This window comes from Candidatus Eisenbacteria bacterium, from assembly GCA_005893305.1.
Lineage (GTDB): Bacteria > Eisenbacteria > RBG-16-71-46 > SZUA-252 > SZUA-252 > WS-9.
The window spans coordinates 21,178-36,539 of the sequence record VBOZ01000028.1 but is presented as its reverse complement, the minus strand read 5'-3'; the positions used below and the strand labels follow the sequence as shown (position 1 = coordinate 36,539).

The window sequence follows — 15,362 nt, the reverse complement described above, 5'->3', positions numbered from 1 at the left end:
CGGCAGCCTGCCGCCCCGGCGGCTCGATTGACCCAATAATTTCAACCTGTTAGAGTCGTTTCCTGGCCCTGCCTCGTCGCTTAACTCCATGAGGGAAGCCCCAGAATGACCGAAATCCTGCCCGTCGCCCTTTACGGTGCGTTGATCCTAGGCGTCCTCGTTCTGGTCCATGAGCTGGGGCATTTCCTCGTCGCGAAGTGGCTCGGCGTCCGGGTGATCTCCTTCTCGATCGGAATGGGCCCCCGGGTGGTCGGGTTCACCCGCGGGGGCACCGACTACCGGCTCTCCCTGCTCCCCCTTGGCGGCTTCGTGCGCATGGCCGGCGACACCCCGGAGGCCGAGGACCGGTCGGGCGCACCCGACGAGTTCCTCTCGAAGCCCTGGTGGACGCGGGCGCTCATCACGGCCGCGGGCCCCATCGCGAACCTCGTCTTCGCGCTCCTCGTCACCGTGGCCGTGTTCCTGGGTGGGATCGAGGGGCGTGATTTCGCGACGCGCGTCTCGAAAGTGGACGCCGGATCCGTGGCCGGGCGCGTCGGCCTCCGGCCGCACGATCAGATCGTGAACCTGGCCGGTCACCCCGCGCGGACACTCTCCGCGCTCGCGGTGGCCGCGGAAGCGGCCGCGAAGGAATCCGGCGCCGGAACGGTTCCGCTCGTCGTGGAACGCGAAGGGCGGGAGGTGACGCTCTCGACCCCGCGCCACGAGGTCGAGGCGATCATGAGCGGGCTCGATTGGGACATGGGCACCGTGATCGGAAGAGTGCTGATCGGGTACCCGGCCTACGATGCCGGGCTCCGCGAAGGGGACGAGATCCTGAGCGTCGACGGCAAGCCGATTCGCATCTGGTCGGAGCTCTCGTCCACGCTGCGGAGCAAGCCGGACGCCGTACGGACCCTGACCGTGCGCCGCGCCGATCGGACCTTCACCGTGACGCTGAAGACATCGCCCGAGGGGACGATCGGGGTCTCGCCGCCGGAGGCGCTCACGTACCGGCAGACGTTCCCGCCGGGGAAGGCGGTCGTCCTCGGGATCCAACAGACGTTCTGGGTCACGGGACAGATCTACGCGGGGCTCTGGAGCTTTGTCTCCGACCCCGTGCGGCTGCACGGCTCGATCGCGGGGCCGATCGCGATCGCCCAGGTGGCGCGCGAGCAGGCCCGCGGGGGAATCCAGCAGCTAATTACGTTCGCCTCTTTCATCAGCCTCGCCCTCATGGTGATGAACCTCCTTCCGATCCCGATCTTGGACGGCGGGCACATCCTCTTCGCGCTGATCGAGGCGGTGCGGCGGAGACCACTCTCCCTCAAGACGCAATATTTCTTCCAACGGATCGGGCTCTTCGTGCTGATCGGCCTCGTGGTGTTCGCGTTCTACAACGACGTGAGCCGCGTGACTCAACGGAAGCGCGCCGAGGCCGACATCGACAAGCGGCTCCGGTCGACGGCGCCGGCCGATACGGCGGCCACCGCTCCCGGGCCTTGACCCTCGCCGATTGAGGCGGGTCGGGGGATTGCCTGAGCGGAGCCACCACCGTCTCGCGCCGTGGCGCTGCGCTCTGGCCGCGCTCCTCCTTGCGCTCCTCCCCGCTCCCCTCCGAGCGCAGGTCGGCTCGGACCTCGACGTGGAGCGGGTCGTCCGCAAGGTCGAAATCCACGGCAACCTCGCCTACAAGACGAAAGAGCTCCGGAACCTCCTGCGCACGCGCGGCAGCTCCTTCTGGAAGCCGTGGCGGAAGAATCCCCTGCGCTCCGATTTCATCCGGGCCGATCGTCTGGCCCTGACCGCGTTCTATCGCCGCCATGGCTACCTCGAAGCGCTCGTCGACAGCGTTCCGATCCGGCCCGTGGGGAGCTCCACGCGAAAGTGGGATGTCCACTTCTACCTGACCGAGGGACCCCGCGCGGTGGTGGACACCATCCGCGTCGCGGGGACCGGTCCGCTCCCGGAGGCCGAATTCCGAGAAATACTCCGATTCCGGCCGGGGTCGCCGCTCGACCCGCCGATCGTCCAGGCGAGCCGCGATTCGGTTGTCAACGCGTACGCCGATCGCGGCTACGTGCTCGCGCGGGTCATCGATTCCCTCGAGGTCCACGACCAGCGCGTCTCGGTTTCCTACCGCGTGCAGCCGGGCCCGCGGGTGTTCGTCGATCAATTCAAGGTCGAGGGAACGCAGAAGACCAAGCCGTCGTTCGTCACGCGGGAGATGCTCCTTCACCCCGGCGACGCCGTGCGCCGCTCGAAGCTTGTCCTGAGCCAGCAGCGGATCTACGACTCCGGACTTTACACCGATGTGCAGATGGAGCTGGGTCCCGTGGACAGCACGAGCCATCGGGCCGAGGTCATCGTCGCGGTGAGGGAGCAGAAGATGGGGTGGATCGACGCCGGGGTCGGCTATGGGACCGTCGATCAGCTGCGGCTCACGGGGCAGTGGGGGCAACGGAACATCTTCCGGTCGTCGATGCGCTTCGTTACGACCGGCCGCCTCGGCCTTCGCGTGCTCCCGTTTCGGGTGTTCCACGATCCCGTGCACGCGAAATTCGGCGACCGCCGCTTGGACGTGGCGCTGACCCATCCTTGGCCGCTGGGATTCCGGATGCAGACGACGGTGGGCGCGTACACCGAGGATCAGCCCGTGATCGAGAAGACCGATCCGGCTCCGCTCCGGGCGTACGGCGGCTCGGTCGTCTTCGCCACGTCGTTCCTCAAGGACACGCGCTCGTACACCTCCTACGAGCTCCGGCACGTGGTCAGCGACAGCGTGAGCATCGCGTCGGGGGGCAGGAGCTACACGACGAACCGGATCGTGTTCACGTCGGAGCGCGACACGCGGGCCGACCTCTTCAATCCGAAACGCGGAAACGATCTGCTCGGAAAGGTGGAGTTTGTGACGGGCGCTAAGCCGGGGGCCGGGGGATTCGCCAACCTGGGCCTGCAGGCGACCGGATACATCCCGCTTCAGGCCGGCGCGGTCCTGGCGATGCGGGTGCGGGGTGGCTTTATCGAGCCGTGGAGCTCGCGAGCGACGTCGGACACCACCCTCGGCACCCCGCGCGAGCTCGACGAGATCCCGGTCGACGATCGTTACCGCACGGGCGGTGCCTCGACGGTCCGAGGCTACCTCGAGAACGAGCTCGGCAGCCGGGAAGTCGTCGACGCCCAAGGGTCCCATGTCGAGGCCCGAGGCGGGCAGGTCCTGATGCTCGGCTCGGTGGAATTCCGGTTTCCCCTCGTCTGGATCGTCTCGGCGGCCGCCTTTTTCGACGGGGGCAACGTCTGGGAGCGTCCCGAGGACATCAAACTGACAAGAATCCTCAGCTTCGGAGGCGGAGCGGGGTATAACGACATGCGGTACAGTGGAGGGGTGGGCGTCCGGATCGGGACGCCGGTGGGCCCCATCCGCTTCGACTACGGCTGGAAGATCCGGAGCCCGCGAACCCCGTTCGAGCCCGACCTGAGCGCGCGGCGCGGGGAGTTCCACTTCAGCCTGGGGTATCCCTACTGAGATGAATCCAGAGCGCAACAAAATGGCTCGATCGGTGCAGGCGTTCCTGGTGGCCGCGCTCTCGATCGCGATCTTGCTCTGCTTCGGGTACATGCTCGTGGCGGGCCTCTTCGCGTCGGGAAATCCCGGTCTCTCGAGGCGCATCATGGCCGAGATCAACCGAGCGGTCGGCACCGACTCCACGCGGTTCACCGCGGACCGCGTGCGCGGGACGGTTCTCCGCGGAGCGGTCGTCGAGAATCCCAGGCTCCTCGTCCGGACGCCCAACGGGGAGATTACCTGGGCCGGCGCCCGGACCCTGCGCGTCGACTACGACCTCGTCGGCCTCCTGTTCGGACACTCCCGCGACTTGAAGGTCGTGATCGACTCGCCGCGCATCGACCTCGTGCACGATCGAAACGGCGAGATCGTGGTGCCTCGGTTCGCTCACCGCAAGCCTGGGACCCCATCCAACCGCCAGACGCGGGTCGAGATCACGGTGCGGGAAGGCGGTCTCTCGATCGATCGCGCGGAGATCCAGTACGGGGGGATCGACGGCCACGCGACGCTCCGGGTCGGAGGCGGACGCTCCGAGCTCGTGATCCGCGATTTGGATGGATCCAGCCAGAACCCCAATCGCCCCGGCCGCCTCGAAATGAGCGGCACGATCCTCGCCGACGGCGACGCGCTGCAAGCAGCACCCCTCGAGATCGCGCTCGGAAAGTCGCGGGTCACGGCGCGAGTGGGCTGGGATCTGGCGGCGGGGCGCGTGCGCTCAGGATTGCTCTCCCTGCATCCGCTCCACGTGGAGGAGCTTTCCCGGACGCTCCAGCTGCGCGGCTACGAGGGGACGCTTCGGGGGGCCATCTCGTTCTCGGGCACGCCCAGCGCGGGCGAGGCGCGCGCCCGGCTCTCGGGCCGCTACGCGGGGGAGGCGGTCGACACGCTCATGCTCGACGCGAAGTCGAGCCCGGGCGTGGTCAATCTCTCCGCGATGCGTCTCCGGGTGCGAAACGCCGAGGTCACCGGCGTCGCGACGATCCAGACACGCGGCGTGGTCGTGGCCGACATGGGCTTCCGCGACTTGAATCCGGCGCTCATTCCGTGGTGGAAGTCGCCGGAGGAAATGCCGCAGGGGCTCCTGACGGGCGAGGCCCACATCGAGGCGCACCGCGCGAAGCCGGTCCTCGACGCGACGTTCGGAGTGACCCTCGCTCCGAGCCGCTTCGGACGGCTCGCCATCCAGCGCGGATTCGCCCGCATTCACAGGCCTCCAGACGGCTCGGTTGCCGTCGACAGCGGGTGGGTCGACGTTCCGGGCGGCCGCATCGCGGTCACCGGGACCCTCGGGGCCGATCGCGCGCTTTCCGCGCGGCTCACCGGCACGCTGGCCGACCTCAAAGAGCTGTCCCCGCTCCTCCACCCGGTGGACGCGCTCTCGGGCTCCGGGCGGATGACCGCTCAAGTCACGGGCCCGCTCTCCGCGCCGACGTTCACCGCCCAAGGAAGCCTCTTCCGGGCGAGTCTCAAGAACGGTCTCGCCTGCGACACGATGACGGTCGAAGCCCAGGGGACGCTCCTCCCCGCGCTCAATCTGACCGCCGAGGTCGGCGGGAAGGGATTGACCGCCGGCGGACGCAGGCTCGGCGATCTCGAAGCAAAGATGACCGGCGGAAAAACGCTCACGATCTCGCGCTGGCGCCAGGCGCTCGGCGACACGGTACTCACGCTCGGCGGCGTCGTGACGTTCGCTCCGGATGGCGTTCGGGCCCGACTCGATTCTCTCGCGCTCCAGGCCGGGGAGCACCGGATCAAGAGCCGCGGCGTGGCTCAGGTATCGTCGCTCGGCGACCGCGTGCGGATCGCGGACGTCCTCCTGGATCTCGATCCGGGAACGCTCCAGGCGGACATCGACTGGAATCCCGCGAAGCAGACGCTCGACGCGCGGGGAAGGCTCCAAGGTCTGGATCTGGGCCTGATCCCGGGGATGGAGCTGGGCCGCCGTCCGATGGCCGGCATCGCCCGGGCGGAGTTCCTCGCGTCGGGAGCGATCGCGGATCCCGACCTCTCCGTGCGGGTCGGGGTGGAGCGCCCGGTCCTGGGCGGCATCGCGGGTGACAGCCTTCTTCTGGACCTCGATTACGTTCCCGGCGTGCTCACGGTGTCGAAGGCCGAATGGCGCGCCGGCGAGAGCCGCGTGAGGGTCGAAGGATCGATCCGTCCCCAGCTGACGCTCGAATCGTGGTGGCGCGCGCTCGACAAGGGAGACCGCACCTGGGCATCGCGCGCCGCGCTCGCGCTCTCGGCGACGGCGGACGAGCTCGATCTCGGCCTCGTAGCGCCGGCAGCCTCGAAGCTTCGCACCCTCGAGGGCCGCGCGTCCGCGAGCCTCCGGGTTTCAGGCACCGCGGCGGACCCGAAATTCGAGCTCGAGGGCCGCGCACCCAGGATCGGATTCCGCGGCGTGGAGGGGGAGATCGTCGGCCTCAACCTCGCTTACAAAGACCGCCGGCTCCGCATCGATCGTTTCGATCTTCGCCAGGGAGGGTCGATCTCGCAGATTCGAGGCGAGATTCCCGTGGATCTCTCGCTCTACGCCGAGAACCGGCTCTTGGACAGCGCGCCGCTCGCCGTATCGATCAACGTGCCGGACGGCGATCTGTCGATCTTGCCGATCATCTTCCCGGAGATCGCGTCGAGCAGCGGCCGTCTTGCGGCGTCAGCCGAGATCGGAGGCACGACGCGGAAACCGAATGTGACGGGAAGCCTGAAGATCGCGGACGGAAAGCTCCGCTGGGCGGGAAGGGACGAGATCTTGGAAGGCGTCGCGATGGAGGGCACGTTCGACCAGGAGCGCCTCAACGTGACAAAGGCGTCGGCGCGGCAAGGGAAGCGCGGAAAGCTGACCCTGACCGGATGGTGGAAATGGCCGACCGCGGCCCCCCCGCCCTTCGAGCCACCGGCCATCGGGCCGCGCGGGGAGTACGCGTTCAAGATCAAGGCGACCGACTTCACGACGACCGACCGGGAGAGCTACCTGTTCCGTCTCACCGGCGAGTTCAACATCGCGAACGCGAGGAATCCCGATGGGGCGCCGACCCCGTGGATCACCGGCCACGCGGTCATCTCGAAGGGTGAGCTCACGCTCGATCTGTCGCGCCCGCCCGGAGAGCCGGGCGAGCCGCTCCCCTATCTCTACAACATCAGCGTCGACATCCCGGGAAACGTCTTCTACCGGACTCTGGACGCCGAGGTGGAGGTACAGAGCGACGGGAACCTCATCTTCAAGAACGAAGGCAGCGGCGACCTAGCGCTCGGCGTCCTCAATGTGCGGGGCGGGAAGTACTACGTCATGACCCGGCAATTCCGGAACCTCCAAGGGTTGATCAATTTCAACAGCCCGGACCGGATCGATCCCGAGGTCAGCATCACGGCCGAAACGACCCTCCCCGCGGCGACCGGAACCCGCACCGTCTACCTCTCCCTGTCGGATCGCGTCTCGCGGCTCAAGGTGAGGGTGTACGACGACGCGGGCACGCCCCCGGACGCTCTGTGGAAGGGGCTCGCGCTCGGGCAGTTCGCCCCGACGGCCGGTATCGACGTCTCGGCCACCGGGGCAGGCGGCGCGCAGGATGTCACGGGAGTCACGCTGCCGATCTCGAATTACCTCTTCCAGAACGTGGAGCACTGGCTGAGCGGCAGCGGATTCATCGATACGATCGATCTTCGCTCGGGAGCGAACGCACCGAGCGCGAGCCAATCGGGGGCCTCGCCGATCAGCCTGGTGGGGGTCGGAAAATACGTGACCCCCGACTTCTATCTCAAGTACTCTCGCGACTTCTCGGGAGCCGGAGAAGAGCAGATCAACGCCGATTACCGCGTCACGCGCTTTCTCCTCCTGAAGGGACAACAGATCCGGCGGCAGACCACACCAAGTCATTTGCCGACCCAGGAGTACAACCTCGACCTCAAGGTTCGCTTGGAGTACTGAGATCCCCGTGGATCTGAACTCGGTTCAACGCCAGGCCGTGGAGCATCCCGGGGGCCCCCTGCTCATCCTCGCGGGCGCCGGGAGCGGGAAAACCCGTGTCCTGACGGGGAGGATCGCGCACCTGGTCCGCGAACGGGGCGTGCCCGAGGGGGCGATCCTCGCCTTCACGTTCACGAACAAGGCGGCGCGCGAGATGCGCGGCCGCGTCGAATCGCTGCTCGGAGGGGAAGACCTCCGCGTCTGGCTCGGCACCTTCCACGCGACCTGCGTCCGCATTCTTCGGCGCCACGCCGAAGCGCTCGGCTACCCCCGCGGGTTCGTCATCTACGACACCGACGACCAGCGCTCCCTTCTCCGCGAGCTGCTCCGCGAGACGGGCGGCGAGGACCGCGCGCTCACGCCCGCCGCGGCGGGATCCAGGATCTCTCGGTTGAAGAACGAAGGGATCACGCCCGAGACGTTCGAGGCCGAGGCGCGTGGACCGATCGACCGGCGCTTGGCCCCGATCTACACGCGCTACGCGAAGGGGTTAAGGGACCGGGCCGCGATGGACTTCGACGACCTGCTCCTCTACACGGTCCGGCTCTTCGATCTGGACGAGAGCGTTCACCGGATGTACGCGGAGCGCTTCCGTCACGTGCTCGTGGACGAATACCAGGACACGAACGCGATTCAATTCGAGCTGATCGAGCGCCTCTGCCGCGTGCACCGAAATCTCACGGTCGTGGGGGACGACGACCAGTCGATCTACGGCTGGCGGGGGGCGAGCGTCGAGAACATCCTCTCGTTCGAGAAGCGATACCCGGAGGCGACCGTCCTTCGCCTCACGCAGAACTACCGCTCGACCCAGACGATCCTCCGCGCGGCGAACGGCGTGGTCCGGAACAACGCCGGGCGGAAGGAGAAGGAGCTCTGGACCGAGAATGTCGTGGGGGAGCCGCTCACCCTGCACGTGCTGCCCGACGAGGAGGCCGAGGGTGAGAAGGTCGTCTCGATCCTTCTGGAAGCCCGGAGGAGGCAGGGGCGATCGAATCGGGACTTCGTCGTCCTCTACCGCACGAACGCTCAGTCGCGCGCGGTGGAGAACGCGCTTCGCCGCTCCGCGATTCCTTATCAGCTGACCGGCGGGATCTCGTTCTACGAGCGCCGCGAGGTGAAGGACGTGCTCGCCTACCTGCGTGCCCTCGTCCAGCCTCGCGACTCGATCTCATGGTTCCGGATCCTGAACGTGCCCCCGCGAGGAATCGGAAAGACGACGCTCGACCGGCTTCGCGATTTCATGGAGGAGCGCGGGCTCTCGGTGCCGGAGGCGATCGGCCACTCCGAGCTCGCCGCCGTAACCGGCGCGGCTTCCGCAAAGAAGCTTCGCGAGGCGGGCGCGTTCCTCGAGTCGCTCCGCGATCTGACCGCGCTGCCGCCCGCGGTCTGCGTGGCCGAGCTCCTGGCCAAGGTCCGGTTCCGCGAATATCTCCTGGAGGAGAATCCCTCCGAGGCCGCGGAGCGGATCGAGAACGTCGAGGAGCTGATCGCCGGCGCCGAGGCCTACGCCCGCCGAGCCGAGGAACCCACCCTGGACGGGTTCCTGGCCGAGGTATCGCTCCTGACCGACGTCGACCTCTGGAACGACGCCGACGACACCGTGAACATCATGACGATCCACGCGGCCAAGGGACTCGAGTTCCCCGTCGTCCTCTTGGTCGGCCTGGAGGAGGGGCTCCTGCCGCACGCCTCCTCGCTGGAGGATCCGAAGCAGCTGGAGGAGGAGCGGCGGCTCTTCTACGTCGCGCTCACGAGAGCCCAGTCGGAGGTGAGGCTGCTCCACGCGACCTACCGTCGCGCCTGGAACGCTTCCGGGGGCGGCATGTCGCGCTTCGTCAGCGAGATCCCGACGGACTGCGTCGTGATCGACCAGGCGGACCCTTGGGGCGCGCCGCGCCCGCGCACGATCCGGCGCCCGGCTTCATCGCCGTCCAGAAATGTCCCGAGCCCGGTCGGCGTACGCGTCCTCCACCCGCAATTCGGCGAGGGGGTCGTGGTGGCGTGCGAGGGGATGGGGGAGCGCGCCAAGCTGACGGTCCAATTCCGGCGCGCGGGGGTGAAGAAGATCCTCGCGGCCTTCGCGGAGCTGAGCCATGCCGATTGACAGGGGGACCGTCCAGAAGATCGCCGCTCTGGCCCGGCTTCGTGTCGACCCGGCCGAGGAGGAGCGCTACGTCCGGGAGCTCCAGGCGATCCTCACCTACGTGGAGCAGCTCCAGGCTCTCGACGTATCGAAGATCGAGCCGACCAGCACGGTGATCGCGGGAGCGCCGCCGCCGCTTCGTCCCGACGAGGAGCAGCCGTCGGATGTGCGCGACGACGTCCTGGCGCAGGCGCCCGACCGCGACGGCGACTATTTCCGGGTGCCCCGCGTGGTATGAGCAAGGCATCCGTACAGGAATCCGCGGAGAGCCTCGGGCGCTCCGTCGGCGCCGGAGAGCGGAGCGCGGTCGATGTCGCGCGCGCCTTCCTCGCGCAGGCAAGTCGGACCGCGCCGCGCCTGGGCACCTACCTCCACTTGGAGCCCGAGTCGATCGTCGCGGCCGCGACCGAGATCGACGCGCGGCGGAAGCGCGGGGAGACCCTCGGCGCCTTGGCCGGCGTGCCGGTCGCGGTCAAGGACAACATCTGTGTGCGCGGCGTTCCGCTCACGTGCGGCTCGCGCATCTTGGAGCGCTTCCGCGCGCCGTACGACGCCCACGTCATCGGGCGTCTGCGCGCGGCAGGGGCCCTCCTTTATGGCAAGACGAATTGCGACGAGTTCGCGATGGGCTCGTCCACCGAGAACTCGGCGTATCAGCCGTCCCGAAATCCGTGGGATCTCGCGCGCGTGCCAGGCGGGTCGAGCGGCGGCTCGGCCGCCACGGTGGCAGCGAGGGAAGCGCCGCTCGCGCTCGGCTCCGATACCGGGGGCTCGGTCCGCCAGCCGGCGGCGTTCTGCGGCGTGGTGGGGCTGAAGCCGACCTATGGGGCCGTGTCGCGCTACGGCCTCGTCGCGTTCGCGTCGTCCCTGGACCAGATCGGTCCGCTCGCGACGAGCGCGCGCGACGCGGCCCTCCTCTTCAACGCGATCTCAGGGCCGGACGAGCGCGACATGACGAGCCGGCCGGAGACCCGCCAGGTCTCCATGGAGAACCTCGAGCGCGGCGTCCGCGGCCTCAAGATCGGGATCGCGCGGGAGCTTCTGGGCGAAGGGCTCGACCCCGAGATCCACGCCTGCTTCGACTCGGTCTCCAAGTGGCTGGTCGCGGAGGGCGCCTCGGTCGTGGACGTGAAGCTGCCGCACGCGCGCTACGCGATCGCAACGTACTATCTGATCGCCCCCGCCGAGGCCTCGAGCAACCTCGCGCGCTACGACGGGGTCCGCTACGGGCTCCGCGTGCCGGCCGGCGATCTCCGGGAGATGTACGAGGCGACGCGCGGCCGTGGGTTCGGACGGGAAGTGAAGCGGCGCATCCTCCTCGGCACCTACGCGCTGTCGGCCGGCTATTACGACGCCTACTACCTGAGGGCCCAGAAGGTCCGGACCCTGATCCGCCGCGACTTCGAGGACGCGTCGCGGGAGACGGACGCCCTCCTCATGCCGGTCACGCCGACGCCGCCCTTCGCGCTCGGCGAGAAGTCCGAAGATCCGATGGCGATGTACCTGAATGACATCTATTCCATTCCCGCGTCGTTGGCCGGGGTGCCCGCGCTCTCGTTTCCGGCCGGGTTCACGAAGGGTGGCCTTCCGATCGGGCTTCAGCTGACCGGGAAGCCGTTCGATGAGGAGACGCTGCTTCGAATTGCCCGCGCCTGGGAGTCGAAGAGCGACGCGGCCCGGCGCCTCCCCCCGATCGCCCTGGAAAAGGCGGCGTGAGCGCTACGGCGGCCGTCTCCGCGGAGACCGCCCGCGAGGGCTACGAGCCGGTGATCGGCCTCGAGGTCCACGCGCAGCTCAAGACCCGCACGAAGATCTTCTGCGGGTGCTCGACCCGCTTCGGCGCGCCGCCGAACACGCAGGTCTGCCCGCTCTGCCTCGGCCTCCCCGGCGTGCTCCCGACGCTGAACGCCCGGGCCGTCGATTTCGCGGCGATGGTGGGGCTCGCGGTCGGCGCCGAGATCGCCGGGCGGAGCGTCTTCGCGAGGAAGAACTACTTCTACCCGGATCTCCCGAAGGGGTACCAGATCTCGCAGTACGACCGGCCGCTCTGCGTCGGCGGCTCGCTCGCGATCCGTTCGGGCGATTCCTGGAAAACGATCCGGCTCGTCCGGATCCACCTGGAAGAAGATGCGGGCAAGTCGCTCCATCCCGAGGGACGGGAGGGGGTCGACACGACGCGCGTCGATCTGAACCGCGCCGGCGTTCCGCTGATCGAGATCGTCTCGGAGCCGGATCTTCGGTCCGGGGCGGAGGCGACCGACTACATGGCGCGGCTCCGCCAGCTCCTCGTCTACCTCGACGTCTGCGACGGAAACATGGAAGAGGGGAGCCTCCGCTGCGACGCCAACGTCTCGGTGCGGAAGAAGGGCTCTACCCAGCTCGGGACAAAGACCGAGATCAAGAACCTGAACTCGTTCCGCTTCGTCGATCGCGCGATCGCGTTCGAGATCGACCGTCAGATCGGCCTCCTGGAATCCGGCGGCCGCGTCGTGCAGGAGACGCTCCTCTGGAGCTCGGAGCGCGGCGTCGCCGAGGCGATGCGGAGCAAGGAGGAAGCGCACGACTACCGGTACTTCCCGGAGCCCGACCTGCTGCCCCTCGATCTGTCGCGGGAGTGGATCGAGGCCGTCCGCGGGCGAATTCCGGAGCTCCCGCACCAGCTCCGCGAGCGCCTGGTCCGAGAGCACAAGATTCCCGAGTACGACGCCGAGGTGCTCACCGATACCCGCTCGCTCGCGAGCTACTACGAAGAGGTCGTCGCGCGATCGGGGCAGCCGAAGCTCGCCTCGAACTGGATCATGACCGAGGTCAACGCCGTCCGGAACAAGAACGGCCTCACGATCGAGGAGTTCCCGGTCCGCGCGGACCGGCTCGGGGACATGGTCCGCATGGTTGGGGACGGAACGATCTCCGGGAAGATCGCGAAGCAGCTCTTCGAGCTCATGGTCCAGGATCCCGCGGGACCGGCCGAGCTGATCGAACGGCATGGCCTCATGCCAATCGACGACGATGCCGCGCTTCGCGCGCTCGCGAAGGAGGTCATCTCGGCCCATCCGGGCCCGGTCGCCGATTTCCGCGCCGGGAAGGAAAAGACGTTCGCGTTCCTGGTCGGCCAGGCGATGAAGCAGTCCCGCGGGCGCGCGCATCCCGAGAAGCTCCAGCAGGCGCTCCGCGCGGTGCTGGCGGAGAAGCCGTGATCGGGCCGGGCGTCCTCGTGGTCGGGCAGGGTGGCCGCGAGCACGCGATCCTCGGCGCGCTTCATCGCTCGGCGGCGCGGCCGCGACTCTACGTGGCCCCTGGCAATGCGGGCATGGAGCCGTTGGCGGAGCGCGTTCCGATCTCGGCCGCCGACGTCGCGGGGCTGACCGCGTGGGCCAAGGCGCGAAAGGTGGAGCTGGTGGTCATCGGCCCCGATGCCGCCCTCGAGGCCGGCCTCGCGGACTCCATGCGCGCGGCGGGAATTGCCACGCTGGGCCCTGGACGGGAAGCGGCCCGTCTCGAGTGGAGCAAGAGATACGCGAAGGAACTACTTGTTCGGCTTCATCTTCCGACCGCGGCGTTCCGCGTCGCGGGGTCGGCGGAAGAGGCCGAGCGCCTGATCGAGGGGGCTCCCTATCCTCTTGTGCTCAAGGCGGACGGGCTCGCGGCGGGGAAGGGGGTCGTGATCGCCCGCGATCCGAGCGAGGCGCGATCGACCGTCGACGCTTGGATGAGGCGCGGCGAGCTGGGCCACGCCGCGAAGAACGTCATCGTCGAGGAGTGCCTCGAAGGGGAAGAGGCGTCGGTGCTCGTCCTGACGGACGGCGAGCGCTGGCTGCTCTTCCCGCCCGCGCGGGACCACAAGCGGATCGGGGACGGTGACGTGGGTCCGAACACCGGCGGCATGGGCGCGTGCGCTCCGGCGCGGGCTCCCTCCGCGGTGGAAGCCGAGCGCATCGCCCGGCGCATCGTCGATCCCCTCCTCCGCGCCCTTCGCGAGGCGGGCACGCCGTTCCAAGGGGTCCTCTACCTTGGTCTCATGCTGACCTCTTCGGGACCAATGGTGCTCGAGATCAACGCCCGCTTCGGGGATCCCGAGGCGCAGGCGGTCCTCACGCTCCTGGGCGAGGACGCCTACCCGCTCTTCCTTGCCGCGGCGCGGGGCGCGCTGCCCGCCGAGCGGCACGGATCGTCCGTGGCGTACAAGGGCGCGGCGGTCTGCGTCGTGCTCGCCGCGGCCGGCTACCCGGGACGCCCCGAGACGGGCGCGCCGATCGAGGGCCTCGAAGGCCCATGGCCCGACGGGATCCGCGTCTATTGCGCGGGGGTCGAGCGGCGCGGCCCGCAGTGGATCGTGAGCGGCGGGCGCGTGGTCGGGGTGACTGCCCACGCCGAGACGCTCGACCTCGCGCGCGCGGCCGCCTACGACGCGGCCGGCCGGATTCGATTCCCAGGAATGCAGTATCGGAAGGATATCGCGCTCGCGCCCCTCTCCTCCGGAGCCCGCCGATGAACCCGAAAGCCCGTGTCTCGATCCTGTTTGGAAGCGAATCCGACCGTGCCACGATGGAGGAGTCCGCGAAGCTGCTCGAGTCGTTCGGCGTGGCCCATGAGATGGAGCAGGCCTCCGCGCATCGAAACCCGGATCGCGTGCGCGACCTGGTGCGCACCGCGTCCGCGCGCGGCGTCGAGATCTTCATCGCCGCGGCCGGCATGGCGAACCACCTCGCGGGGGCGGTCGCCGCGCAGACCACGCTCCCGGTGATCGGCGTTCCTCTTGCCGGCTCCGCGCTCGGAGGAGTCGACGCGCTCTACTCCACGGTCCAGATGCCGGCGGGCGTCCCGGTCGCGACGGTGGCGATCGGATCGGCCGGCGCGAAGAACGCGGCCGTCCTCGCGGTGCAGATCCTCGCGCTCGCCGACCCCGCGCTCCGCCAGAAGCTCGACGACCTGAAGCAGCGCCTCGCCCGCGGCGAGAAGCTCTGAGCGCCGCGATCGTGGAGCGGATCGTCCTCGCCGCCGGGGGGTCCTGGGCGGAGGCGGCCGCGCGCGCCGCGGCGGTGCTCGACCAGGACGGGATCGCGGTGCTGCCCGCGGAGGGCGTCTATGGGTTCCACGTCCGGCCGGATCGCCCGCGCGCCCTCGAGCGGCTTCGTGCGCTGAAGCCGCGCTCCATGGATCGCGGGTGGATCGGCCTCATCGCGGAGCCGGGCTCGCTCGCTCGGTACGCGGCGACCGTTTCGGCCCCGGCCCAATCACTCGCGCGGGAACACTGGCCGGGGGCGCTCACGATGATCGTGCCCGCTTCGCCGCTCGTGCCCGAATCCCTCCGAGCATCGGACGGCACGGCCGCGCTCCGATGCCCGGGCTCGGAGCTGCTGCGCGAGGTGGCCCGCGCGTGCGGCGGGCTTCTTCTCTCCACCTCGGCCAACGAGCCCGGATCGCGGGCGCCCGCCCGGGCCGAGGATGTGGGCCTCGCGGACGTCGATCTGCTGATCGACCAGGGTCCGCTTTCCGGCGAACCCTCCACGATCGTGCGGACGGATGGGGAGATCATCCGCGTGATCCGCCCGGGATCGGTGCGCATCGAAGAGGTTTGACATACCGGTCGGACGGCCGGGGGAAGCGCCTTGACGCTCTTGAAGGCGGCCCCTAAACTTACCCTGGTCCGCAATCCCACACCCGACGAGGCGAGGTCCTTTGTTCCAGGTTCTCATCGTCTGCAC

10 protein-coding genes are annotated in these 15,362 nt (G+C 68.9%); all 10 read left to right on the top strand.

The features are described 5' to 3' along the window. The first annotated feature begins 105 nt into the window (after positions 1 to 105). Genes rseP through E6K79_08500 form a run of 10 tightly spaced genes read left to right on the top strand, consistent with a single transcriptional unit; the run spans position 106 to position 15,236 of the window. Positions 106 to 1,485: an RIP metalloprotease RseP gene (gene rseP, locus E6K79_08545; protein ID TMQ64026.1), complete on the top strand. Its 1,380-nt coding sequence runs from the start codon at positions 106 to 108 to the stop codon at positions 1,483 to 1,485. Positions 1,486 to 1,513: 28 nt separating this feature from the next. Then, positions 1,514 to 3,505, top strand: a complete 1,992-nt coding sequence (locus E6K79_08540; protein ID TMQ64025.1) for a hypothetical protein — start codon at positions 1,514 to 1,516, stop codon at positions 3,503 to 3,505. Between the two features lies 1 nt (position 3,506). After that, positions 3,507 to 7,475 carry a hypothetical protein gene (locus tag E6K79_08535; GenBank protein ID TMQ64024.1) on the top strand — a complete coding sequence of 1,323 codons (3,969 nt, stop codon included), beginning with the start codon at positions 3,507 to 3,509 and terminating at the stop codon, positions 7,473 to 7,475. A gap of 7 nt (positions 7,476 to 7,482) precedes the next feature. Then, entirely contained in the window at positions 7,483 to 9,618 is a 2,136-nt protein-coding gene (locus E6K79_08530; GenBank protein TMQ64023.1) for an ATP-dependent DNA helicase PcrA, read from the top strand. Then, positions 9,608 to 9,895 carry an Asp-tRNA(Asn)/Glu-tRNA(Gln) amidotransferase subunit GatC gene (gatC, locus tag E6K79_08525; GenBank protein ID TMQ64022.1) on the top strand — a complete coding sequence of 96 codons (288 nt, stop codon included), beginning with the start codon at positions 9,608 to 9,610 and terminating at the stop codon, positions 9,893 to 9,895. Before E6K79_08530 ends, gatC begins: the two co-directional genes overlap by 11 nt. Beyond that, a complete protein-coding gene (gene gatA, locus E6K79_08520) occupies positions 9,892 to 11,373 on the top strand; it encodes an Asp-tRNA(Asn)/Glu-tRNA(Gln) amidotransferase subunit GatA (protein TMQ64021.1) in 1,482 nt (493 codons plus the stop codon). The genes gatC and gatA overlap by 4 nt, the downstream gene beginning before the upstream one ends. Then, positions 11,370 to 12,854 carry an Asp-tRNA(Asn)/Glu-tRNA(Gln) amidotransferase subunit GatB gene (gene gatB, locus E6K79_08515; GenBank protein ID TMQ64020.1) on the top strand — a complete coding sequence of 495 codons (1,485 nt, stop codon included), beginning with the start codon at positions 11,370 to 11,372 and terminating at the stop codon, positions 12,852 to 12,854. The genes gatA and gatB overlap by 4 nt, the downstream gene beginning before the upstream one ends. Continuing rightward, on the top strand, positions 12,854 to 14,149 hold the full coding sequence (purD, locus tag E6K79_08510; GenBank protein TMQ64049.1) for a phosphoribosylamine--glycine ligase: 1,296 nt from the start codon (positions 12,854 to 12,856) through the stop codon (positions 14,147 to 14,149). The genes gatB and purD overlap by 1 nt, the downstream gene beginning before the upstream one ends. Then, positions 14,146 to 14,622: a 5-(carboxyamino)imidazole ribonucleotide mutase gene (gene purE, locus E6K79_08505; GenBank protein ID TMQ64019.1), complete on the top strand. Its 477-nt coding sequence runs from the start codon at positions 14,146 to 14,148 to the stop codon at positions 14,620 to 14,622. Before purD ends, purE begins: the two co-directional genes overlap by 4 nt. Next, the gene (locus E6K79_08500) at positions 14,502 to 15,236 is read left to right on the top strand and encodes an L-threonylcarbamoyladenylate synthase (protein TMQ64018.1); all 735 of its coding nucleotides are present in this window, start codon (positions 14,502 to 14,504) and stop codon (positions 15,234 to 15,236) included. The genes purE and E6K79_08500 overlap by 121 nt, the downstream gene beginning before the upstream one ends. Positions 15,237 to 15,362: the final 126 nt, after the last annotated feature.

Coding starts and splice junctions, on each gene's coding strand:
- purE (TMQ64019.1), top strand. CDS start 14,146: ATGAACCCGAAAGCCCGTGTCTCGATCCTGTTTGGAAGCGAATCCGAC.
- gatA (TMQ64021.1), top strand. CDS start 9,892: ATGAGCAAGGCATCCGTACAGGAATCCGCGGAGAGCCTCGGGCGCTCC.
- rseP (TMQ64026.1), top strand. CDS start 106: ATGACCGAAATCCTGCCCGTCGCCCTTTACGGTGCGTTGATCCTAGGC.
- gatC (TMQ64022.1), top strand. CDS start 9,608: ATGCCGATTGACAGGGGGACCGTCCAGAAGATCGCCGCTCTGGCCCGG.
- E6K79_08535 (TMQ64024.1), top strand. CDS start 3,507: ATGAATCCAGAGCGCAACAAAATGGCTCGATCGGTGCAGGCGTTCCTG.